At 63.7% G+C, this 22,770-nt stretch carries 23 protein-coding genes; 11 read left to right on the forward strand and 12 right to left on the reverse strand.

Annotated features, from left to right (window positions below; translation table 11 throughout):
- Positions 1-363 precede the first annotated feature (363 nt).
- The gene (locus D8Z78_RS08710) at positions 364-588 is read left to right on the forward strand and encodes a hypothetical protein (RefSeq protein WP_121629691.1); all 225 of its coding nucleotides are present in this window, start codon (positions 364-366) and stop codon (positions 586-588) included.
- Positions 589-591: 3 nt separating this feature from the next.
- Here D8Z78_RS08710 and D8Z78_RS08715 read toward each other — a convergent pair whose 3' ends face one another.
- Both D8Z78_RS08715 and D8Z78_RS08720 read right to left on the reverse strand, forming a co-directional pair.
- The gene (locus D8Z78_RS08715; RefSeq protein WP_121629690.1) at positions 592-1,239 is read right to left on the reverse strand and encodes a response regulator transcription factor; all 648 of its coding nucleotides are present in this window, start codon (positions 1,237-1,239) and stop codon (positions 592-594) included.
- On the reverse strand, positions 1,236-2,633 hold the full coding sequence (locus D8Z78_RS08720; protein WP_121629866.1) for a cache domain-containing protein: 1,398 nt from the start codon (positions 2,631-2,633) through the stop codon (positions 1,236-1,238). Before D8Z78_RS08720 ends, D8Z78_RS08715 begins: the two co-directional genes overlap by 4 nt.
- A 316-nt stretch (positions 2,634-2,949) precedes the next feature.
- Between D8Z78_RS08720 and D8Z78_RS08725 the strand changes: the two genes are divergently transcribed.
- The 4 genes from D8Z78_RS08725 to D8Z78_RS08740 all read left to right on the forward strand — a co-directional run bounded on the left by D8Z78_RS08725 (position 2,950) and on the right by D8Z78_RS08740 (position 7,933).
- The gene (locus D8Z78_RS08725) at positions 2,950-4,035 is read left to right on the forward strand and encodes a TRAP transporter substrate-binding protein (protein WP_121629689.1); all 1,086 of its coding nucleotides are present in this window, start codon (positions 2,950-2,952) and stop codon (positions 4,033-4,035) included.
- Positions 4,036-4,148: 113 nt separating this feature from the next.
- Entirely contained in the window at positions 4,149-5,078 is a 930-nt protein-coding gene (locus tag D8Z78_RS08730; protein WP_121629688.1) for a TRAP transporter small permease subunit, read from the forward strand.
- Positions 5,079-5,091: 13 nt separating this feature from the next.
- On the forward strand, positions 5,092-7,452 hold the full coding sequence (locus tag D8Z78_RS08735; RefSeq protein WP_121629687.1) for a TRAP transporter large permease: 2,361 nt from the start codon (positions 5,092-5,094) through the stop codon (positions 7,450-7,452).
- 241 nt (positions 7,453-7,693) lie between these two features.
- Positions 7,694-7,933: a hypothetical protein gene (locus D8Z78_RS08740; protein ID WP_164932923.1), complete on the forward strand. Its 240-nt coding sequence runs from the start codon at positions 7,694-7,696 to the stop codon at positions 7,931-7,933.
- A 2-nt stretch (positions 7,934-7,935) separates the two neighbouring features.
- Here the strand turns inward: D8Z78_RS08740 and D8Z78_RS08745 are convergent, their stop codons facing one another.
- The 4 genes from D8Z78_RS08745 to D8Z78_RS08760 form a co-directional block, all read right to left on the reverse strand.
- Entirely contained in the window at positions 7,936-8,748 is an 813-nt protein-coding gene (locus tag D8Z78_RS08745; protein WP_121629685.1) for an arginyltransferase, read from the reverse strand.
- 222 nt (positions 8,749-8,970) lie between these two features.
- Complete coding sequence (locus tag D8Z78_RS08750; RefSeq protein ID WP_420824310.1) at positions 8,971-9,414, reverse strand: RDD family protein; 444 nt, start codon at positions 9,412-9,414, stop codon at positions 8,971-8,973.
- Positions 9,415-9,475: 61 nt separating this feature from the next.
- Positions 9,476-9,919: a DUF2852 domain-containing protein gene (locus tag D8Z78_RS08755; RefSeq protein ID WP_121629684.1), complete on the reverse strand. Its 444-nt coding sequence runs from the start codon at positions 9,917-9,919 to the stop codon at positions 9,476-9,478.
- 198 nt (positions 9,920-10,117) lie between these two features.
- Positions 10,118-10,585 carry a YbaK/EbsC family protein gene (locus D8Z78_RS08760; protein ID WP_121629683.1) on the reverse strand — a complete coding sequence of 156 codons (468 nt, stop codon included), beginning with the start codon at positions 10,583-10,585 and terminating at the stop codon, positions 10,118-10,120.
- Positions 10,586-10,674: 89 nt separating this feature from the next.
- On the opposite strand from D8Z78_RS08760, the gene D8Z78_RS08765 reads away from it, so the two are divergent.
- Together D8Z78_RS08765 and D8Z78_RS08770 are read left to right on the forward strand one after the other, a co-directional pair.
- Entirely contained in the window at positions 10,675-13,449 is a 2,775-nt protein-coding gene (locus D8Z78_RS08765; protein ID WP_121629682.1) for a [protein-PII] uridylyltransferase family protein, read from the forward strand.
- Positions 13,446-13,715 (forward strand): hypothetical protein, encoded by a 270-nt coding sequence (locus D8Z78_RS08770; RefSeq protein WP_121629681.1) that lies wholly within the window; start codon positions 13,446-13,448, stop codon positions 13,713-13,715. The genes D8Z78_RS08765 and D8Z78_RS08770 overlap by 4 nt, the downstream gene beginning before the upstream one ends.
- Before the next feature lie 112 nt (positions 13,716-13,827).
- Here the strand turns inward: D8Z78_RS08770 and D8Z78_RS08775 are convergent, their stop codons facing one another.
- Complete coding sequence (locus tag D8Z78_RS08775) at positions 13,828-14,472, reverse strand: bifunctional 4-hydroxy-2-oxoglutarate aldolase/2-dehydro-3-deoxy-phosphogluconate aldolase (protein ID WP_206169657.1); 645 nt, start codon at positions 14,470-14,472, stop codon at positions 13,828-13,830.
- A gap of 58 nt (positions 14,473-14,530) precedes the next feature.
- Positions 14,531-16,336: a phosphogluconate dehydratase gene (gene edd, locus D8Z78_RS08780; RefSeq protein WP_121629680.1), complete on the reverse strand. Its 1,806-nt coding sequence runs from the start codon at positions 16,334-16,336 to the stop codon at positions 14,531-14,533.
- Between the two features lie 212 nt (positions 16,337-16,548).
- Here edd and D8Z78_RS08785 point away from each other — a divergent pair, with 212 nt between their 5' ends.
- From D8Z78_RS08785 to D8Z78_RS08800, 4 genes are read left to right on the forward strand one after another with little or no spacing between them, the layout of a single operon-like run.
- Entirely contained in the window at positions 16,549-17,244 is a 696-nt protein-coding gene (locus D8Z78_RS08785; RefSeq protein WP_121629679.1) for a DUF6778 family protein, read from the forward strand.
- A gap of 42 nt (positions 17,245-17,286) precedes the next feature.
- A complete protein-coding gene (locus D8Z78_RS08790) occupies positions 17,287-18,492 on the forward strand; it encodes an RSP_2647 family RNA methyltransferase (RefSeq protein WP_121629678.1) in 1,206 nt (401 codons plus the stop codon).
- A complete protein-coding gene (locus tag D8Z78_RS08795; RefSeq protein WP_121629677.1) occupies positions 18,489-19,037 on the forward strand; it encodes an RSP_2648 family PIN domain-containing protein in 549 nt (182 codons plus the stop codon). The genes D8Z78_RS08790 and D8Z78_RS08795 overlap by 4 nt, the downstream gene beginning before the upstream one ends.
- 59 nt (positions 19,038-19,096) lie before the next feature.
- Complete coding sequence (locus D8Z78_RS08800; protein WP_121629676.1) at positions 19,097-20,176, forward strand: ABC transporter ATP-binding protein; 1,080 nt, start codon at positions 19,097-19,099, stop codon at positions 20,174-20,176.
- Here D8Z78_RS08800 and D8Z78_RS08805 read toward each other — a convergent pair.
- The 4 genes from D8Z78_RS08805 to D8Z78_RS08820 form a co-directional block, all read right to left on the reverse strand.
- Positions 20,173-20,409, reverse strand: coding sequence for a ribbon-helix-helix domain-containing protein (locus tag D8Z78_RS08805; protein WP_121629675.1), 237 nt, complete (start codon positions 20,407-20,409; stop codon positions 20,173-20,175). The two genes, D8Z78_RS08800 and D8Z78_RS08805, sit on opposite strands and share 4 nt — an antisense overlap.
- Positions 20,406-20,579: a DUF4169 family protein gene (locus D8Z78_RS08810; RefSeq protein ID WP_121629674.1), complete on the reverse strand. Its 174-nt coding sequence runs from the start codon at positions 20,577-20,579 to the stop codon at positions 20,406-20,408. Before D8Z78_RS08810 ends, D8Z78_RS08805 begins: the two co-directional genes overlap by 4 nt.
- A 121-nt stretch (positions 20,580-20,700) precedes the next feature.
- Positions 20,701-22,098 carry a class II fumarate hydratase gene (gene fumC, locus D8Z78_RS08815; RefSeq protein WP_121629673.1) on the reverse strand — a complete coding sequence of 466 codons (1,398 nt, stop codon included), beginning with the start codon at positions 22,096-22,098 and terminating at the stop codon, positions 20,701-20,703.
- Between the two features lie 100 nt (positions 22,099-22,198).
- A complete protein-coding gene (locus tag D8Z78_RS08820; RefSeq protein WP_121629863.1) occupies positions 22,199-22,672 on the reverse strand; it encodes an SspB family protein in 474 nt (157 codons plus the stop codon).
- Between the last annotated feature and the right edge of the window lie 98 nt (positions 22,673-22,770).

Raw genomic sequence — 22,770 nt, forward strand, 5'->3', positions numbered from 1 at the left:
ACGCGGCGTATAAAAAAGCCCCCGTCCGGGTCTGGCGGGGGCGCATGGGGTCCTGTCAGGGAAACCGTTACCGGCCCATGCGCCTTTCCTCTACGATTACCAGCAGGGTTTCCATACCCGAGGCTCCTTATACGTCGCGCGGGGACATTATGACTCGTGCAGGGCAGGGTCAACACCACGAATGCGAAAAAAATGTCGCGGGCCGGGTTTTTTCTTTCCAAAAGTTGCGCGCCAAGGCCGCTTGGCGAAAATCCCCCGATTGCAACATTCGCGCGCGGACACGTGAATTGCGCGATGGGGCTGGCATGGGCCATGCTGGGGACAGTCGAAACGTCAATGACGGGATGCCCTCAGGAGGCCAGCATGGCACGCAACATCTATTACCGGGACTTCACGCTGGCCAAGGCGGCGGCGCTGTGCGGATTGATGGCGCTGGCGGTGTTTATGCAGGGCAACGACTCGGGCGGTGTCGGCGTCGCGGGCGAGGTGCAGTATCTGCAAGAGCAGGGCGGCACCCATATCCTGCCGGTCTTCGTCATCAAGGATGCCGAGTGCGACCACCATGAAAAGGTCGGCGTCAGCCTCTGACCCTCAGAAATTCCGCCCCGTGCCCTGAAGCACGCCATGTTCCAGTGCGTAGCGGGTCAGCCCCGCCGTAGAACTGATGCCCAGCTTGCGCTTCAGGTTCTTGCGGTGCGTTTCCACCGTGCGCACCGAGATATCCAGCGCCAGCGCCACCTCCTTGTTCGACTTGCCCTGCGCCAGTTGCAGCAGAACCGTCTGTTCGCGGGTCGTCAACGCCTCGCGCAGCGGGGCGGCTTGCGGGGCGATCGCGCCCTCGGCCCCGGTGCACAGGTAGCGTTCGCCGGCCATCACCGTGTCGATGGCGGTCTTGATCTCTTCGGTCGGCACATCCTTCAGCACATAGCCGCGCGCGCCGTGCGACAGCGCGGTCGAGATGTATTCGGGCGTGTCATGCATCGACAGGATCAGGATGCGCGTCTCTGGCCGCCGTTCGAGGATCATCTCGGTCGCGGACAGCCCGCCCAGACCGGGCATGTTCAAATCCATCAGGATGACATCGGGCGACAGCTCTTCGAGCCGGTCGATCATCTGCCGCCCGTCGGACAGCGTGGCCACGACGCAGAGGTCGTCATAGCTGTCGAGAATGGCCTCGATCCCTTCGGCGACCATCGGGTGGTCATCGACGACGACGACACGGGTGCAGGGATCGGTCATGGCAAGGCCTTCATCTGTGCCGCGCCCGGCTCGGGCGGCAGGAGGTGGGTCAAGGGGACGGTCGCCTCGATAACCGTGCCGGTTTTCGAGGACAAGACCCGCAGGGTGCCGCCCAACTGGTCCATCCGTTCCTGCATGTTCTTCAAACCGATGCCTTGCGTGTTGCGCCGCTCGCCCAGCCCGGTGCCGTTGTCGGTCACGCGCAAGGTGGCGCCAGCGCGGTGACCGCGCAGGTCCAGCCGCACTTCGGTGGCAGAGGAATGGCGTTCGACATTGGTCAGCGCCTCTTGTGCGATGCGATAGAGCGCGATCTTGGCGTCCTGATCGAGACGATTGCGAAACACCACGGTTTCGAATTGCGCATCGATCCCGGTGCGGGTGCGGAAATCATCGGTCAGCGATTTGATCGCCGGGCCAAGGCCCAGATCGTCGAGCACGCCGGGGCGCAGGTCGCGGCTGATCCGCCGGACCTCTTGAATGGCGAGGCCGAGATTGCCGATGCCCTTGTCCAGCGTATCCGAGGCGCGCGCGTCACCGGTGGTGATGCGCCGCCGCGTCACGTCGAGCGCGTATTTGACGCCCACGAGAATCTGGCTGATCCCGTCATGCAATTCACGGGCAACGCGACCGCGCTCTTCTTCCTGCGCATCGAAGACGCGCTGGGTCAACTGCTTCAACTTGGCATCGGCCAGCCGCCGTTCGCGGATGTTGATGAACAACCCCGAGGCAAAGACCGACAGCAGCGCCGCAAGGGTGATCCCCCCGATATAGAGAAAGGTCCGCCTGACCCGCGCCTCGACCTCGGCCCGCGTATTGGCGACCGAGGCGAGGATGTCGTCGATGAAGACGCCGGTTCCGACCGCCCAACGCCAGCTTGGAAACGAGGTCACATAGGTGATCATGCGCGCCTCGACACCGGTCGAGGGCTTGGGCCACAGATGCGTGACATAGCCCGCCCCTTGGCGGGCCGTCGAGATGAAGTCCTGCACGACGGGAGTGCCGTCGCCGTCGACATGGTCCCACATGTCGGTGTTGATGATGTCGGTCTGGCGGGGCGAGACGAGGTTCGTGCCGTCATAGTCATAGACGAAGAAGAAGCCCTCCTCGCCATAGATCATCGCCGCGAGGATCTGCATCACCTGTTGCTTGGCGGCCTCGTCATCGGGGGCGGCGGACCCATAGATGAAGTAGAACCCGTTGCGGGCCTGCGTGACGTAGTTGCGCAATTCACGCTTCTTGGCCTCGATCAGCTGGGTTTCCAGCTGCCGGATCTCGCGCTCGGCCAGATCGCGCGACTGCGCCGCCACAAGCAGCGCGATCGCCGCAGCCGCGACGATCAACGGCACGGAGGCCAGCAGAAAGAGCTTCTGCCCGTAGGTCAGGTGCAGGCGCATGACGGCAGCTAATCGCAGAGCGCCGCGCAGGGCAAGAGGCGGCGCTGCGGCATTGTGAAGGAGCGGGCGCAAGGTCAATGGAATCATCCGAGAAGGCCCCTTTTGGGCATCACAATCCGCCCAACTGCCGGTTTCTGCCCCGGATCGCCCAATATCTGACCACGGTTTCGGTCAGGTTTCCGCACCAAAACCGCCCGGTCTACGTAGCAATGGGTATTCCCATACGAAAATGCGCTGCCTAATGTTGCCGCACTCTAACCGATCCGCGCCGGGTGGGGAGCCCGGCGCACCAACAAGAACCTTTGGGAGGATTCATATGGATCGCCGTTCATTCCTTCGCGCCTCGACCGTTGGTGCGGGCGCTGCCGCAGCCACCGGTCTGGCCGCTCCGGCCTATGCACAGGGCAAGCGCACCCTGACCATGGTCACCTCGTGGCCGCGCGGCTTTGCCGTGCTGGATGATGCAGCAAGCTATCTGGAAAAATTCGTCAGCGAGCTGTCCGATGGCCAGCTGACCATCGAAAAGAAAGCCCCGGGTGAACTGGTCGGCGCGTTCGAAGTGTTCGACGCCGTGTCCTCGGGTCAGGCAGACATGTACCACGCCGCCGACTACTACTTCATCTCGCAGCACCCGGGTTACGCCTATTTCACCGCCGTGCCGTTCGGTGGCACCGCGCAGGAAATGGTCAACTGGTACTACCATGGTGGCGGTCAGGATCTGCATGACGAGCTGGGCCAGATCTTCAACCTCAAGGGCCTGATGGCCGGCAACTCGGGCTCGCAGTCCGGTGGCTGGTTCTCCAAGGAAATCAAGTCGGCCGACGATTTCAACGGTCTGAAGTTCCGGATGCCGGGTCTTGGCGGTCAGGTGCTGGGCAAGCTGGGCGCATCGGTCCAGAACATCCCCGGCGGCGAACTGTATCAGGCGCTGTCCTCGGGTGCGATCGACGGTCTGGAGTGGGTCGGTCCGATGGCCGACGAGCGCGCCGGCTTCCAAGAAGTGGCGAAGATCTACTACACTGCGGGCTTCCACGAGCCGGGCTCGGCGCTGTCGGCCAACGTCAACCTCGACGTCTGGAACGACCTGACCGCGCAGCAGCAGGCGATCCTGAACTACGCTTCCATGGCGACCACGCATTACCAGCTGGCCGAAACGCTGGCCAACAACGGTGCCGCACTGGCCCGTCTGCAGGCGCAGGGCGTGCGCACCATGCAATTCTCGGACGATGTCTGGGATGCCTTCGGCGCCGCGTCCAAGGAAGTCATGGACGAAAACATGAACGACGAGCTGTTCGCCAAGATCCGCGCATCGTTCGAGGAAAGCCTCGCCAACTCGGCAAGCTGGATCAACAAGTCGGATGGTTTCTACGTCCAGCAGCGCGTCCGCGTTCTGGGTCAGTAACCCCTTTGAAGACATTCGAAAGGCCCCCGCATGCCGGGGGCCTTTCCGCAGGTCCAAGAGCCTTGCGCCCAAAGCCAAGATGACCGGGGACACCGGCAAACGAGGGGGAAATCATGGAAGAGACAGGCGGGGGCGGCTTCTTTGCCGTCTTGGCCGGGGGTATCTGGTGGGTGATCCAGAACATTGCCTTGGCCTTCTACAATCTGGGATACGCGATCACGCATCCGTCGACATGGCTCGACTGGTCGGACAAGACCGCGATCATGAAGTTCGTCTATTACGGCGCTTCGGTGGAGTTCTTCTTCGTCTGCCTGACCTTCTTCCTGGTCATCTTTGCCGTTGGCGTGTGGAAGGGGGAATTCCTTTGGGGCGTGGTGCGCGTGCTCGAAGGATTGGCCAACACCGTGGGCCGCTTCTTTGCATGGGCGGGCCTTTTGATGGTACTGCAACAGGTATTGATCGTCTTCATGCAGCGCATCTTTACCCGGCCCGACATGGTGTTCGGCTTTGGCATCCCGCTGGATTTCGACATCTCGTGGTATGCCGAGGAGCTGAAGCTCTACAATGCGATGGTCGTGGCGCTGTGCCTGACCTACACCTTCGTGCAGGGCGGGCATGTGCGGGTCGATCTGGTCTATTCGGCCATTTCCCACGGCAAGAAGCGCATGATCGACATGTTCGGCTCGCTGTTCTTCATGCTGCCGATGGCGGTGCTGATCTGGATGTATAACTGGTATTTCATGTGGCGCTCGCTGGTGGTGCCGCCGGTCTCGCCGACCGATCCGATCGAGCGGATGGAGCTCAAGGCGCGCGCGTTGCGCTGGAATGTCGAGACCATCGGCTTCAGCCCCAACGGCTTCAACGGCTACTTCCTGTTCAAGATCCTGATGGTGGTGATGATCGCGTTGATCTTCATCCAGGCCTGGGCATTTTTCTACCGCTCCTTCCTAGAGTGGCGCGAAGGCCCCGAGGCCGAGGGCAAGTATCTGGACAAGGACGTGATCGAAGCGGGCGAAGAGCCCTACGACCACGCGGAATTCTGAGGGAGCAACAGACATGCTATTCGGATTGGATGGGGTCGAAATCGGCCTGATCATCGTCTTCCTGACGCTCTTCTCGGCAATCTTGTCGGGCTTCCCGGTGGCGTTCGCCATCGGCGGGGCGGGTGTCATTTCCTTCGGGATCATTGCGGCGCTCGACAGCGCCGGGATCCTGATCCACCAGGCCATCGACACCTCGTCCGAGGCCTATAACGCATTGGTTGCCAGCGGGGTGGCCGAGGGCACGATCAGCACCTTCCGATACCCGGACCTGCCCCGCATCGCGACCGAGTCGATCTTTCCCGCCGGTGGCTGGGAAAACGCGCTGTCGCGCAATGTGGGCTTCATCACCAACCGCATCAACGAACGCGTGATCGCGGGCCAGTCGATCGAGACGCTGCTGGCGGTGCTGATGTTCGTGCTGATGGGGATCGTGCTGGAACGGTCCAAGATCGCGAACGATCTGCTGACCACCATGGCGCGGGTCTTTGGCCCCTTGCCGGGCGGTCTGGCCGTGTCGATCGTCGTCGTGGGCGCGTTCCTTGCGGCTTCGACCGGGATCGTCGGGGCGACCGTGGTGACGATGGGCCTGCTGGCCCTGCCGACCATGCTGCGCAACAACTATTCGCCGGAACTGGCGACCGGTGTGATCGCGGCCAGCGGCACGCTGGGCCAGATCATCCCGCCCTCGATCGTGATCGTTCTTCTGGGGACGCTGGCCGGGGATCTTTACTCCTCGGCGCAGGAAACCCGCGCCGTCGATGCAGGCTGTACCGATGCGCTGACCTATCTGGGTGAACCGGCGGTCGTGTCGGTGGGCACGCTGTTCCAGGCGGCCTTGCTGCCCGGCATCCTGCTGGCCGGGCTATATGCGGCCTATGCCTTTGGCTACGCCATGCTCAACCCGTCCAAGGCCCCGGCCGTGGAACTGGGCGCGGGCGACAGCGAGCCGCGCACCCGAGGCGAGGCCTTTACCTGGTTCCTCGGCGTGCCGATCGCACTGATCGCGGGCATGATGCTGCTGACGCAGGTCAACCTCATCGGGTCGCAATCCACGCAGGTCGACAGCTTCTCGGATCAGGGGGCGACGGCAAGCCTGCGCACCAATGTCGGTGAACAGTGCAAGGCCTCGATGATCGAACTGCATGGCCAAGAGGCTTGGGACGAGGCCGTGGCCGAACAACAGGCGATCGACGAGGCCGGTGGCGTGCAGACTGCGCATCGCCTGACCCCGGAAGAGATCGAAGCCCTGCGCGTCGCCAAGATCGCCAATGCCGCGCCCATCGGGACCGGGATTGCCCTGATCGCGGTGGTGTTCGGCCTGATCCTTGCGGTGGCACGGGGCATCTCGCCGATGTCCGATCCGCGCCCGCTGCTGATCGGGGCCGGGGGGATCGTGCTGGGCCTGCTGGTGGATGCGCTGTTCATCGCGCCGACCACGTCGTCGCTTTGGACGGTGATCGTGATGCTGATCCCGTGGGCCATCGCGCTGTATGGTGTGACCGAAGCGATGAAGCGCCTGTCAAAGAACGATCTGCTGCGCGTGGTCTTCCCGCCGCTGGTCCTGATCGTGGCGGTGCTGGGGTCGATTCTTGGCGGCATCACCAACCCGACGCCCGCGGCGGCGCTGGGGGCCGCCGGGGCAATCATGCTGGCGGCCTATCGCAAGCTGCAGGACGAGGACCGCTCGCCCAAGATCATCATCTGGTCGACCCTCGCGGTCATCATCATGATCCTGATCGGGGTGAATTTCGACCTGCGCATCAACACGGAGAACGTCAACTTCGAATCCTGGGTCGCGTTCTTCTTTGCCTATGCGGCCTACCTGTACGCGCTGTTCGGCCTGCTGTTCAGCTGCTGGGTGTTGTTCCGCTCGGGCGTGTTGACGCCTGCGGTCCGAGAGACGGCCAAGGTGACGAGCATGGTGTTCACCATCCTCATCGCCTCGCAGCTCTTGAACCTCGTGGTGATCTCTTTCGGGGGCGAGCATTACATCCAGCTTTTCCTGAAAAGCTTCGATGATGTGCGGACGGTCTTCCTGATCGTCATGCTGGTGCTGTTCGTGCTGGGCTTCGTGCTGGATTTCCTCGAGATCATCTACATCGTCGTGCCGATCGTCGGCCCGGTGATCTACGGCGCGCATTTCGATCCGAAATGGGTGACGATCATGATCGCGGTCAACTTGCAGACCTCGTTCCTGACACCACCCTTCGGCTTTGCCCTGTTCTACCTGCGCGGTGTCGCACCCAAGGAAGTCACCACCGGCCATATCTATCGCGGGGTCATTCCCTTCGTGCTGATCCAGGTGGTGGGGCTGGCGATCCTCGCCTTCTTCCCCGGGATCGTGACCATCGTGCCGGACCTGATGCCGAACTGATCCGCATGACATGAAAAGCAAAGGGCCGCCCCGAGGGTGGCCCTTTTTACGTGTGGGGGATCGCCCTAAAGGTGTCACACTTTTTAAGAGAATGCCCCGAAAAAATACCACTGTCTCCGTTTCGAGACCGCAAACGATCTCCAATCTGCTGTCAGTCCCGGGCGTTATCCGGAAACAGACGGAGGATTGTGTTATGGCAAGTTCTCAGTTGAATGCGTTTTATTCGTCCCAATCGCGCGCTGTGCGCGACCCCGAAATCAAGCGGCCCGGGCATCGCATCGGCCATCGTTCCCTTGGTCCGGTGCATCGTCCGGGGCCGACTTGGCACAACCGGGCCATCCTGCAAGCGGAAGACCCCGCCGCGCTGTTACTTGCGCGACCCTTGCCGATGCATGTGCGGCTGCGCCGCCGCATGCGCATGGCGGCCCTGCTGGCGGTCAGCTTTGCCCTGACGCCAATCCTGCCGGCGCTGTTGACCTGATTTCAGGCGCGGCTGTCGGGGAATGAGATATTGGCCACCTGCTCGGCGATCGGATCGGTCGAGAGCGGGTGGGTCTCGGGGCTGAAATCCTCGGGCGTGGTCATGGGCACCCATTCGCCTTTGACATACAGTTCAAGGGCATCGAATTGCGCCTTGTACCCCATCTTGTCCGAGCCCGGCACCCAGTAACCCAGATAGACGTATGGCAGGCCCGCCTCGCGCGCGATCTCGATATGGTCGAGGATCATCCATGTCCCGAGGGATTGCTTGATCTGGCTGGGTTCGTAAAAGCTGTAGACCATGGACAGGCCGTCATCGAGCATGTCCGTCAGGCAGGTCGCGATCAAGTCACCGCTGTCCTGATCGGCATATTCGATCACGCGGGTGCGGATCGGCGTTTCCTCGACCATGGCGGCGAATTCAAACACGTCCATATCGGCCATGCCGCCATCGGCATGGCGCTCATCCAGATAGCGGCGGAAGAGGTCGTATTGCTCTTCGGTCGCCCAAGGGCTGGTCGCGCGCCGTTGGAGATGGGCGTTCTTCTTCCATACGCGTTTCTGCGAGCGGGTTGGCGTGAACCGGGTCACGTCGATGCGTGCCGACAGGCAGGCCGCGCAATCCGAGCAGGACGGGCGATAGAGCACGTTCTGGCTACGGCGGAAGCCCTGTTTGGACAGGCTGTCATTGAGCACCTGTGCGTTGTCGCCTTGCAGGGCGGTGAACAGCTTCCGTTCCATCCGGCCCTCGAGATAGGGGCAGGGCTGGGGGGCCGTCACATAGAATTGCGGCGCAAGGGGCAGCGAATGGCGCATTGTCGTCCGTGTCCAAAAAAGGCGTCGTCCAATGAGACGAGGTTTGTCTCGGGACGTTTAACAAAACGGTAACAATGATGATGGATTTCGCCAACCCCCCGAAAATGGCGAGTTTGCGGATTTTCGCGGAATTTTGAGGTCAGGGTTAATCCGGGCCGGAGGCCCCGGGTCAGGCCCGGGGCACGTGTCTTTGTCAGGCTCGGCGGTTCAGCGCCGCAGGTTTTATGCACGGCGGTTTAGCGCCGTGGTTCCCAGCACCATGTCGGTCAGGCCCTGACCGCGTTCGGTGGTCATCATGAAGATGATCGAGGCCAGTTGCACCACCCCGAAGCCCCAGGACACGAAATAGCCGACGGTGTGCAGGAAGGCCTGCATCGAATTCAGCCGTCGGCCATAGGCGTCCCGGAACTCGATCGCCATCAGGCGCATGCCTGGCGTTGCCGATCCCAGCGCGATGGTCACCCAGCGGTAGACGAAACTGACGCCGACGAAGATCGCCAGCCAAAAAAACACGCCCACGATGGAGATCAGCGCCAGCACCGTGGTGATCAGCGCGATCAGGATCGTGTCCACGACCCAGGCCAGACCGCGCTTGACGGGGACGGAGGCGTAGAATTCGCCCTGACGCTCCGGGTCGGGCAGGTGGGTCATCGATTCGCTATACATTCCTTGGGTCCTGTCGTCATGAGGGACCGGCCCCCCGTGGGGGACCGGCGTAGCAAGGCTATCAGGCCTCTTCGTTTTCCGAAACCGGGGCGTCCTTGGCTTCTTTCGCACGCTTGGCGCGGTCATCCATGAACTGGTCGAACTCGGCCTTGTCCTTGGCTTCGCGGAGGCGTTCCAGGAAGGATTCGAAGGCGTCCTGCTCGGCTTCCAGACGCGCCAGCGTATCGGCCTTGTAGGCGTCGAAGGCGCGGTTGCCCGAGGGTTTCATCGCCTGCCACGCCTGATGGCGGACGGACGGGGCACGGTGGCGGCAGGATTTTCCGAACATGCGTTTGCTCCAGATCATGTAGGCCAGAAGGGCGAGGCCCACGGGCCAGAAGAAGATGAACCCAAGAACCATGGCCGCGATCCAGGCGCCTTTGCCCTTGGCATCGAGCCAGGCCTCTGCCCGCGACAGCCAGCCAGCTTGGGCGGGCAGTTGGGTCGTATAAGCGGCGGTGGTCATGTCTCTCTCCGTGTTTGAGTTGCTATGTGAATGTCTTTCACATTACAGGAGATCGGAATTGCGGCCCGGCTTTGCAAGGGGTGATGTGAAGGTTTTTTACATTTATCGGAGGTTGTGTTTTTCGTCAGTCGCTTAGAGGGCTTCGCCCTCGGCGCTTTGCGCCTCACCCACGGTATTTTGGGCCGGAAGAAACCGGGATCAGAGTGTGAAATCGGCTTTTTGCGCGCCGGTGAGTGCGGGCAGCAGGCGAGGGTCGAGCGCGAAGAGGTGGCGCGGCGTTCCAGCGGCGGCGTAGACCTGCGTGAAGTCCAGAAGGCGGGGATCGAACCACGCCCGGATCGGGTTCAGGTGGCCGATGGGGGCGACGCCCCCGATGGCAAAGCCGGTCTGCGCCCGGATCAGCGCCGCATCGGCCTTGCCCAGCGGCTCTGCGGCGAGGGCGGTGGCCTTGTCGGCGCAGACCCTGTTGCCCCCGGCGGTCAGGAAAAGAACCGCCTCGCCGGTTGTTTCGGCGCGAAAGATGATCGACTTGGCGATCTGGTCGAGCGCGCAACCGAGGCTGTCGGCGGCCTCCTGCGCGGTGCGGGCGGCGCCGACTTCGGTGACGTCATCGGGCAGTCCGGCGGCCTGAAGCGCTGCGCGCACGCGTTTGAGGGATTTGCTCATGGCGGTTCCTTTTCGCGCAAGATGGGCGAGGGGGCAGGCCGGTGCAAGCGGGTGTTGCGCTTTGCCAAAAGCCGTGGCCATGTTGCGCCATGAGTTTGCAAGACACGATCACCCGCCTGCCACGCCCCTTCGATCCAGACCGCGCGCGCGAGGTGCGCGAGGCATGTGGCTGGGCGTCCGGCCCCTTGGCCGAGCTGATCGGCGGCACCGGTGGCACCTCGCCTTATCTGATGGGCTTGATCCTGAAGGAGGCGGCTTGGCTGGAAGGCGCCGTCGAGGCGCCGGAACGGGCGGTGGCTGCCATTGGCGCGGCGCTGGACGAGACCCCGCCGGACCAGCTGGGCGCGGCCCTGCGCGTGGCCAAGCGGCGGATCGCCCTGATGATCGCGCTGTGCGACCTGTCGGGGGCGTGGCCCTTGGAAAAGGTGACGGGCACGCTGACGGCCTTTGCCGATGACGCGGTGGCGCTGGCGCTGCGCGCGGCGCTCGCGCATGAGATCAAGCGCGGCAAACTGCCGGGCATGACCGATGCCGATCTAGACACGGCGGCGGGCATGGTCGTGCTGGCCATGGGCAAGATGGGCGCGGGCGAGCTGAACTACAGCTCGGATATCGACCTGATCTGCCTGTTCGACGAGACGCGCTATGATCCGGCGGAGTATCACGAGGCGCGGCAGGCCTTGGTGCGGGCGACGCGCAAGATGTCCGGCACGTTGAACGACCTGACGGGCGAGGGCTATGTCTTTCGCACCGATCTGCGGCTGCGCCCCGACCCGGCGGTGACGCCGGTCTGCATGGCGATGGAGGCGGCGGAACGCTATTACGAGAGCCTTGGCCGCACGTGGGAGCGCGCGGCCTATATCAAGGCGCGGGTCTGCGCGGGCGATCAAGAGGCCGGGGGGCGGTTTCTGGACACGCTCAAGCCCTTTGTCTGGCGCAAGCATCTCGACTTCGCCGCCATTCAGGACGCCCATGACATGCGGCTGCGCTACCGCGAGCATAAGGGTCTGGGTGGGCCGATCACCCTGCCGGGGCATAACATGAAGCTGGGGCGTGGCGGCATCCGCGAGATCGAGTTCTTTACCCAGACCCGGCAATTGATCGCCGGGGGGCGCGACCCGGATTTGCGGGTGCGCGGCACCTGTGACGGGCTGGCGGTGCTGGCGGAGAAGGGCTGGATCCCGGGCGAAGTGGCGCAGATCCTGACCGATCATTACCGCGCCCATCGCGAGGTCGAGCACCGTATCCAGATGGTCAACGATGCGCAGACCCATGACCTGCCCAAGTCGACCGAAGGGATGGAGCGGGTGGCCTGCCTGATGGGCCTGTCGGTCGAGGATCTCCAGATCGAACTGACCGAACGGCTGACCGAGGTGCATGAGCTGACCGAAGGGTTCTTTGCGCCCGAAAGCGGCGGGGGCGAAACGTCGGATGTGTTCGAGGACAGCGACATTCCCGCGCGCTGGCCGACCTATCCGTGCCTGCGCTCGGAACGGGCGGTGACGATTTTCCGCCGGTTGCGTCCCGAGATCCTGCGCAGGCTGGCCGCCTCACCGCGCCCCGAAGAGGCGCTGGTGGCGTTTGACGGCTTTCTCGCCGGGCTGCCCGCGGGCGTACAGCTGTTCTCGCTGTTCGAGGCGAACCCGCATCTGGTCGATCTGGTGGTCGATATCGTGGCGACGGCGCCCGATCTGGGCCGATACTTGGCGCGCAATGCCAGCGTCTTCGATGCCGTGATCGGGGGCGATTTCTTTGCCGCTTGGCCGGGTCGCGATGCGCTGCGGCGGGAACTGGCGGACCGGTTGGAGGATGAGCCGGATTATGAGCGCCGTCTGGACCTGACCCGGCGCTGGGGCAAGGAATGGCATTTCCGCGTCGGCGTCCACCTGTTGCGCGGCTTGATGGAGGCCGAGGAGGCCGCGCGCGCCTATGCCGATCTGGCCGAAGCGACGCTGGCAGCGCTCTGGCCGGTGGTGCAGGCGGAATTCGCGCTGAAATATGGCCCCGCGCCGGGGCGTGGGGCGGTTGTGCTGGGCATGGGCTCGCTGGGTTCGGGGCGGCTGCATGCGCGGTCCGATCTGGACGTCATCGTGATCTACGATCCCGATGGGGTGGAGTTTTCCGAAGGGCGCAAGTCGCTGGCTTCGCGGACGTATTATGCGCGCCTGACGCAGGCCTTGGTGACGGCCATGACCGCGCCGATGGCCGAGGGGCGTCTCTACGAGGTCGACATGCGCCTGCGTCCCTCGGGCAATCAGGGGCCGGTCGCGACCTCTTGGGCGGCGTTTCAGGACTACCAGCAGACCGAGGCTTGGGTCTGGGAGCATCTCGCCCTGACCCGTGCGCGGGTCGTGGCCGGCGCACCGGCGCTGGCGGCGGATGTCGAGGCCTTCCGCGAAGAGCTGTTGGCACGGCCCCGCGACAAGGATCGCGTCCTGCGCGAAGTGGCCGTCATGCGCAAACGCATCTTCGATGCGAAGGGGCGCGGCGATGCCTATGAGGCTAAGATCGGTCCGGGCCGGATGCAGGATATCGAATTGGTGGCGCAGGCGGCCTCGCTTTTGTCGCGAAAGGCCGTGCGGCAGTCGCCGCGCGCGCTAGGGTTGGCCGACTGGCTGGACAAGTCCGAGCAAGACACGCTGATCGACAGCTACCGGCTGTTCTGGGCCTTGCAGATCGGCGCGCGGCTGGTCAGTGAGGAGGCGCTCGACCCGGCGGTGCTGGGGCAGGGCGGTTGCGCTTTCCTTGGGCGACTGACCGGCGTCGAGGGGATCGACGCGCTGAGGGATGCGTTGCAAGGCGCGGCCAGCCGCGCGGCAGAGGTGATTTCGCGGGTCTTGCCCGCTCTGGAGACGGATGAATGAACAGCAAGGGAAGTGCAGAGGACCCGAAGGGTCTGATTTCCGAGGCCTACAAGATCGAGGGGATCACCGCCGGGGAATGCCGCTCGATTTTCATGGATTGGGCGCTGTCGATGCCAGCCGATTGCGGAACCGAAGGGCCCATACGGACCCTGCTGGAGCGCCATGGTCAGCCGGATCATCCGATGACCATCGTCTTGCAAGAGGCGCTGGTGCCGATGCAGCGTCCGCGCCGCCGCGGCGGCTGGAAATCGCGGCCGCGCGACTGAGGCGCGCAAGGCTTTTCGAAAAGCCTTGAAGGACGCAAATTCGAATTTGCGTGCCAAGCGCCTTTGAAGGCGCTTGGATCAAGCCGCTTCGAAGCGGCTTCTACCCGCGTTTTCAGCGCGGCAGGGCGGCAGCCTCGCGGGCAAGCTGTTCGATCGCGGCCCAATCGCCTTCTTTGACCTTGTCCGCCGGGGCGACCCAGCTGCCACCGCAGCACAGAACGTTCGACAGCGACAGGTAGTCGTTCACGTTCTTCATCGACACGCCCCCGGTCGGGCAGAAGCTGACCTGCGGGATCGGCGCGCCGATTGCCTTGAGCGCAGGTGCCCCACCATTCGCCTCGGCCGGGAAGAATTTCTGCACGGTATAGCCACGTTCCAGCAGGCGCATGACCTCGGACGAGGTGGCGGCGCCGGGCAGCAGGGGCAGGCCCGCCTCTTCGCAGGCTGACAGGATGGTGTCGGTCGCGCCCGGCGAGACGCCGAATTTCGCCCCCGCATCCACAGCATTCTGCACGTCCTTCGGGGTCAACAAGGTCCCGGCGCCAACCACGCCGCCCTCGACCTGCGCCATTTCACGGATGACGTCCAGCGCGGCGGGCGTGCGCAGGGTGACTTCGAGAACGGGCAAGCCACCGGCGACCAGCGCGGTTGCAAGCCCTTTTGCTTGCGCGGCATCGTCGACGACGAGGACGGGGATGACCGGGGCCATCTCGCACAGGGCGCGCGCTTTCTGGCTGGCGTCTTGGGGGGTGATCATGGGCAGTGCTCCTTGCGGGCGATGGATTTCGGGTATTTGGACCAAGAAGAAACAGGGGTCAGACCACCACGGCGGCGCCGTTCGAGGCGAGGCCGACATTCTGTCGGAAGGCTTCGAACAACTCGCGGCCAACACCGTGGCCGTTGCCGGTCAGGTCGGCGGTGGCGTTCTCTCGGGTTTCGAAATCTTCGGCAAGGCAATCCAGTGTGCCGTTGACCGCGTCCAGCCTGACCATGTCGCCGTCGCGCAGCTTGGCCAACGGGCCGCCATTCTTCGCTTCGGGCGAGACGTGGATCGCGGCGGGCACCTTGCCCGATGCACCGGACATGCGGCCATCGGTGACCAGCGCGACCTTCAGCCCGCGGTCCTGCAGGACCGCCAGCGTCGGGGTCAGCCCGTGCAGTTCCGGCATGCCGTTGGAGCTAGGCCCCTGAAAGCGGACGACGACGATGGTGTCCTCGGTGAATTCTCCGTTCTTGAAGGCGGTCTTGACTGATTCCTGATCCTGAAAGACACGCGCCTTGGCCTCGATCACATGGCGTTCGGGGGCGACGGCGGAGACCTTGATCATGCCGTGGCCCAGATTGCCATAAAGCTGCTTCAGCCCGCCGGTCTTTTGGAAGGGATCGCCGACAGGGCGCAGGATCTTGTCATTCTGGGTCTGGCGGTCGGCCTCGACCCACTCGATCCGGTCGCCTTCCAGCTTGGGTTCCTGCGTGTAGCGCGACAGGCCGTCGCCTGCGACGGTCATGACGTCGTCATGCAGCAGGCCCGCCTCAAGCAACTCGGCCATCATGTATTGCAGACCCCCGGCGGCGTGGAAGTGGTTCACGTCGGCCAGACCGTTGGGATAGACCTTGGCCATCAGCGGCGTCACCGACGAGATCTCATCGAAGTCGGCGAGTTCCAGATGGACCCCGGCAGCGCGCGCCATGGCGGGCAGGTGCAGCACGAGGTTGGTGGATCCGCCCGTGGCCATCAGCCCGACGATGCCGTTCACGAAGGCCTTTTCCGAGAGCACGTCGCAGACCGGGCGGTAGTCGTTGCCCAGATTGGTGATCTCCAACGCGCGCTGCGCGCCTGCCACGGTCAGCGCATCGCGCAGCGGAGTATTCGGGTTCACAAAGGACGCGCCCGGCAGGTGCAGGCCCATGAACTCCATCAGCATCTGGTTGGTGTTCGCCGTGCCGTAGAACGTACAGGTGCCCGGACCGTGATAGCTTTCCATCTCGGCCTTCATCAGCTCGTCGCGACCGATCTCGCCGGTGGCAAAAAGCTGGCGGATGCGCGCCTTTTCGTCATTGGGCAAGCCGGATGTCATCGGACCGGCGGGCAGGAACAGTCCCGGGATATAGCCGAAGGTGGCGGCGGCGATGATCAAGCCCGGCACGATCTTGTCGCAGACGCCCAGATAGACGGCGGCGTCAAAGGTGTTGTGGCTCAACGCGACACCGGCGGCCAGCGCGATCACGTCGCGCGAGAACAGCGACAGTTCCATGCCGACCTGACCTTGGGTGACGCCATCGCACATGGCGGGCACGCCGCCCGCGACCTGCGCCGTGGCGCCGGTGGCGCGTGCGGCATCGCGGATCAGTTGCGGAAACCGCTCGAACGGCTGATGCGCCGAGAGCATGTCGTTATAGGCGGTCACGATCCCGAGGTTCGGCGCGGTGCCGGTGGCCAGCGCGTTCTGGTCGTCGCCCATGGCGGCATAGGCATGGGCCTGGTTGCCGCAGGTCAGGTGGGCGCGGCGCGGGCCCTCGTCGGCGGCGCGACGCATGCGGTCGAGATAGGTGGCGCGCATGGTGGCAGACCGCTCCTCGATGCGGGTCGTGACCGATGCGATGGTGTCGTTGAGGGACATGGGAGCCTCCGATCCTGTGCGTTTAGCTTTCACCTACACCTGTTACCGCTAACAGTAAAGGGTTACAGTAAAGGGTTACCGTGCAAATCCGAACTCTGAGCCTGCTGGCACCGTATTGCCTGCTCTGCGCCGCAAACGCGCCCAGATTCCCGCCTAGGGAGTGGTTAACGAAATATTACCCCAACCGGGGATCGGGAAGAAGGCCTGAACAGATGAAGACCTTTCGCTTGGTTTCGGTACTGGTTCTCATGGCGGGCGTTTCCGCATGTGGTTCGACGACGGTGACACGCAATGCGCCGTTCGAGGCCGTTCCGTCCAAGGTCGTCCCGGACACACCCGAGGGCTACCGGACAGCTTCGCTGCCCCGGCCTGCGCCCGATATGCGAACGGCCCCGGCCGCGCGCTACAAAGTCGTGGATTTCGAGATCAAGGTGCCGCAGGACCTGACGGTCTCCGAGGCCAACATGTACCATCCCTATGCGGATATCGTGTGGCGGGAAGACCCCTATGGCAACCGCAAGGAGCAGGTTGGCAAGATCTTTCAGGCAAGCCTCGAACGCAGCCGCGACGGTCTGGAGGGCGCGCAGGAGGTGAAGGTCGAGATCACCGTGTCGCGCTTTCACGCGCTGACCGAAAAGGCGCGCTATTCCGTCGGTGGTCGGCATACCATCGATTTCCTGATGGTGGTGCGCGACGCCCGCACCGGTGCGGTGCTGCAGGAGAACCCGGTGCATCTGGACTTCCATGGATATGGCGGGCGCAAGGCGCTGGAGGCCGAGCGTCAGGGCATCACCCAGAAGGTCCGCATCACCCAGCATCTGGCCCGCGCGATCCGCGCCGAACTGACCTTGCCCGGGGGCTGGAACGATCAGGACGACAAGCTGGATACGGCGCTGAGCCAGATCTGAGGCATCTTCCCACCACCCCGAAAGCGCGGTAAAGCCGAGGGCATGACAGCCCCCGTTTTGCGCATCGAGCGCCCCGTCCTCCGACTTCTGCCCAAGGCCAACGCCCGCGCCATCCGCCGTGGGGCGCCTTGGGTCTTTGACAATGAACTTGTCATGGACCGCCGCGCGCGCAAGATCGCGCCGGGGACCATCGCGACGCTGGTCGACAACGATCACACGGTGCTGGGCACCGTCGCGGTCAATCCGACGTCTAAGATCGTCGCGCGCATGCTCGACCGCGAAGAGGTGGCCATCGACGGCGATTGGCTGCAGGCCAAGGTGGTCAAGGCGCTGAGCCTGCGCACCCGCATCTATGACGAGCCCTATTACCGGCTGATCCATGCGGAATCCGATGGGCTGCCGGGGGTTATCGTGGACCGGTTCGGCGAGATGCTGGTGATCCAGCCCAACGCGGCATGGTCCGAGATGCTGCTGGAGGAACTGACCGAGGCACTGGTTGCGGCGACCGGTTGCGCGACTGTGCTGAAGAATGCCGGGGGGCGGGGCCGCGCGCTCGAAGGGTTGGATGATGTCGACGCCGTCCTGCGCGGCGAGGCGCCCGAACACGCCGTGCCCGTGGGCATGAACGGCGCGACCTACATGGCCGACCTGACGGGCGGTCAAAAGACCGGGCTGTTCTACGACCAGCGAGACAACCACGCCTTTGCCGCGCGGCTGGCGCCCGGCGCGCGCGTCGTCGACGTGTTCAGCCATGTGGGCGGTTTTGCCCTTGCGGCGCTGGCCGGAGGTGCCGAAAGCGCCTTGGCGGTGGACGGATCGGGTCCCGCACTGGAACTGGCCCGCGAGGGGGCCGAGCGGATGGGCCGGACCGACCGCTTCCAGACCCGGCAGGGCGATGCCTTCGACGTGCTGGACGCGCTTGGCGCCGAAGGCGAAGCATTCGATCTGGTGGTCTGCGACCCGCCGGCCTTTGCGCCCAACAAACCGGCGCTGGAAAAGGGCCTGCGCGCCTATGAGCGCGTCGCGCGCCTTGCCGCGCCGCTGGTGGCCGAAGACGGCTACCTGGTGCTGTGCTCCTGCTCGCACGCGGCGGATCTGTCCGCGTTTACAGGCGCTTGCCTGCGGGGCATCGGGCGCGCCGGTCGGCGGGCGACGCTGATCCATACCGGCTTTGCAGGGCCGGATCATCCGCTGCTGCCGCAACTGGCCGAAAGCGGCTATCTCAAGGCGCTGTTCTTCCGGCTGTGAAGGTCCTGCTCGACACCTGCGTCCTGTTCCCGACGGTGATGCGCGAGGTCCTGCTGGGCGTGGCGGCGCAAGGCCTGTACCAGCCCCTGTGGTCCGAGCGCATCCTTGAGGAATGGGCCCGCGCCGCCCGCAAGATCGGCCCCGAGGGCGAACCGCAGGCCCGCGGCGAAATCGCGCTGCTGCGCGCCGCGTGGCCCGACGCCGTAGTCACGTGGAAGCCTTCGGTCGAGGACCGCCTCTGGCTGCCGGATGTGAATGACCGGCATGTGCTTGCGGCGGCGATTGCCGGGTCGGCCGATGTGCTGGTGACCATGAATGCCTCTGATTTTCCAAGGAATATCCTTGCCGAAGAGGGGGTCAGCCGCGCCGATCCCGATGCCTTTCTGATTGGGTTTTTCCAGTCCGATCCCGATCCCGTTCAGGCCACCTGTGATCAGGTTCTGGCCACCGCCCGCCGCCTGTCCGGCGAGGACTGGCAAATGCGCGCGCTATTGAAGAAAGCCCGCCTGCCGCGACTGGCCAAGGCGGTGTCCGCGCAGGGTTGAAACCCCGCCACTGGACTGATAGCTAAACCCGACGCTTTTTCTCACCTTGGAACGCCCGGATGACAGTGCCCCCCCGGCTGGAAATTCGCAATCTTGTCAGGCGCTTCGACGGCAAGGCTGTGGTCGATCACGTGTCGTTGGCGATTGCACCGGGTCACGTGACCTGTCTGCTTGGCCCGTCGGGCTGCGGCAAGTCGACGACGTTGCGGATGATTGCCGGGGTCGAGATGCAGGACAGCGGCACGATTCATGTCGACGGTCAGCTGATCTGCGACACCGTGTTCCGCGTGCCCCCCGAACGGCGCTCCATCGGCTTGATGTTTCAGGACTTCGCCCTGTTTCCACACCTGTCCGTGGGTGAGAACGTGGCCTTTGGCCTCAAAGGGTCCGGTGCGGAAAAAAAGCGCCGTGCCAAGGAGTTGCTGGGCAGAGTTGGCCTGTCGCATTACCTTGACGACTACCCGCATCACCTGTCGGGCGGCGAACAGCAGCGCGTTGCGCTGGCCCGTGCGCTGGCCCCGAAGCCCCGGGTCATGCTGATGGACGAGCCGTTCTCGGGTCTCGACAACCGCCTGCGCGACGGTATCCGGGACGAGACTTTGGATCTGCTCAAGGAAGAGGGCACTAGCGTCCTGCTGGTCACCCACGAACCCGAAGAGGCCATGCGCATGGCCGATGAAATCGCCCTGATGCGGGGCGGCAAGATCGTCCAGCGGGGCGCACCCTACAACATCTACAATGCGCCCGCCGACCGCGAAGCCGTCGCCTTCTTCAGCGATATCAACCTGTTGACGGGCAAGGTTCAGGGCGCGCTTGTGGCCACGCCCTTCGGCCGCTTCCTCGCACCCGGCGTGCCCGACGGCACCGAGGTCGAGATCGTCTTTCGCCCGCAGCACGTGGCCATCGATTTCGACCGCGCTGGCAAGGGGCCGAATCCGACCGTGGCACAGGGGGCGCCCGCGCGGGGGCTGGTGGAGCGTGCGCGCTTCATGGGGTCCGAAAGCCTTGTGGAATTCCGCATGGACCACGACCGCGAAGTGCTGAAAGCCACGGTGCCCAACGTCTTCCTGCCCAAACCGGGCACGCCGATGTGGCTCTCGGTGCGCCGCGACCGGTGCTTCATCTTTCCCAAAAGCTAGGGGGGCGACCCGTCCCGGATGCGTTGAAGGCGTTTCAGGATGAACACCCGGATCGATGAGGCCAGCCCCACATCCGGATCACGCGATGCATCAATTTCTGCCGCCAAGGCATTGATCGGCTTTCCTTCTTCGGTCGCAATGCGGCGAAACTCCTTCCAGAACGCATCTTCCAAAGACACCGAAGTCCGATGTCCCTGAAGCGTCAGCGAGCGTTTCACTGGCCTGCCGGTCATTCGAGTTCATGCCCGTCGAGATCGCGCCTGTCTTTGTCGGCGCGAGCCTGATCCAAAGATTTCTGGGCCTTGCTCACGCCGTGGCGCACAGCATTCTCGTCGCCCGCGCGGCGCTTGTCCTCGCGGGCCTTCTGTTTGCGAAAACGGGTCAGGTTCACGACTTTGCTCATGGCGAAACTTTAGCCGAAAACCCGATACAATCCATGCACAATCGATGCATCTCGCAGCGGCCCACTGGATTGCGCGCGCGCGCACCGTGTTTCTTCTCTTTTCAAATACCCGAAAGGGCGCTCACGTTTCCTTCGGGCCGATCATCTGTTCGGGGCGCACCACCCCGTCAAAGGTTTCGGCGTCGACGAATCCCAGAGCGATGGCCTCTTCCTTCAGCGTGGTGCCGTTTTTGTGGGCGGTCTTGGCGACCTTGGTGGCGTTGTCATAGCCGATCGTGGGCGCCAGCGCGGTGACCAACATCAGGCTTTCTTCCATCAGCTTCTGGATGCGGGGGCGGTTCGCCTGAATGCCAACCAGCATCCGCTCGGTGAAACTGTCCGCCACGTCGCCGATCAACTGCATCGACTGCAACAGATTGTAGGCCATCATCGGGTTGTAGACATTCAGCTCGAAATGGCCTTGGCTACCGGCGAACTTGATCGCTGCGTCGTTGCCCATCACATGGGCGGCGACCTGTGTCATCGCCTCGGCCTGCGTCGGGTTCACCTTGCCCGGCATGATCGACGAGCCGGGCTCGTTTTCCGGTAGGATCAATTCGCCAAGGCCCGAGCGCGGGCCGGACCCCAGAAAGCGGATATCGTTGGCAATCTTGTACATCGCCCCCGCCACGGTGGCCAAGGCGCCGGACATGAAGACCATGGCATCATGCGCGGCCAGCGCCTCGAACTTGTTCGGCGCGGTGACAAAGGGCAGGCCGGTGATCCCGGCCATATGGGCGGCGACGGCCTCGGCCCAGCCTTGATCGGTGTTCAGCCCGGTGCCGACTGCGGTGCCGCCTTGTGCCAGTTCGTAAATGCCGGGCAGCGCGGCCTCGATGCGCTTGATTCCGTTGCGGATTTGGAATGCATAGCCCGAGAATTCCTGCCCCAGCGTCAAAGGCGTCGCGTCTTGCGTATGGGTGCGGCCGATCTTGATGATGTCCTTGAACTCTTCTGCTTTGGATTCAAGGCCTTCGGCGAGTTTCTTCAACCCCGGCAACAGCGTGTCGCGGACCATCATGGCGCTCGCGATATGCATGGCGGTGGGGAACGTGTCGTTGGACGACTGCCCCATGTTGCAATGGTCGTTCGGATGCACCGGGTCCTTGGACCCGATCACGCCGCCGAGGATCTCGATCGCGCGGTTGGCGATGACCTCGTTGGCGTTCATGTTCGACTGGGTGCCGGACCCGGTCTGCCAGACCACCAGCGGGAAATTGTCGTCGAACTTGCCGTCGATCACCTCACCGGCGGCTTGAATGATGGCGTCGGCCAGACGCGCATCCAGCTTGCCGGTTGCCTTGTTTTCCATCGCGCAGGCCTGCTTGATCACCCCAAGCGCGCGGACGATGGCGACGGGCTGCTTTTCCCAGCCGATCGGGAAATTCATGATCGAGCGTTGCGTCTGCGCGCCCCAGTATTTCTCGGACGGCACTTCGAGAGGGCCAAAGCTGTCGGTCTCGGTGCGGGTGGCGGTCATGGGGCATCCTCCTGATACAAGGTGCTCCCGTCTTACCGCAGATATTCAGGATGACAATACGGTATACCGTTGGATACCGTTAACGCCGCTCCAAGAAACGCTATTTCCGGAACCGGTCGAGGCTGACGACCTCGGCATCCTTGCGTTCCGGCGTGGGCTTTTCACCGCCGCTGGGCCCGTCATCGTTGGGTTCGGGCGGCACATCGTCCTCGTCATCCTCTTCCTGGCTTTCGAAGCGCAGGCCGAATTCGACACTGGGGTCCACGAATGTCTTGATTGCATCGTAGGGGATATACAGCCGTTCCGGCGCGTCCCCGAAGTTCAGCGTGATGCCAAACCCCTCATCGGTGACCTCTAGATTGTCGAACCAATGCTGCATCACGACGGTCATTTCGTTCGGGTAGCGATCAGACAGCCAATCCGCCAGTTCCGATTCCGGATGCGCAGTGTCGAACGTGATGAAGAAGTGGTGATCGCCGGGCAGGCCGTGTTCCTGGACGCCGGTCAGCACTTCCTGGATGAGCCCGCGCATCGCGCGGTGCATGAGTTTGCCGTAGTCGATCCCATCGGACATTATGTGCAGCCCCTTGCCTTTTGTGGTCAGCATATTGGTTTTGCGAGGGAGGGAAAGGAGGAATCTCAAATGCTTTGCGAAAGCGGCCGCGGTCCGGA

It is taken from the genome of Tropicibacter alexandrii (assembly GCF_003667315.2).
Classification (GTDB): Bacteria; Pseudomonadota; Alphaproteobacteria; order Rhodobacterales; family Rhodobacteraceae; genus Tropicibacter; species Tropicibacter alexandrii.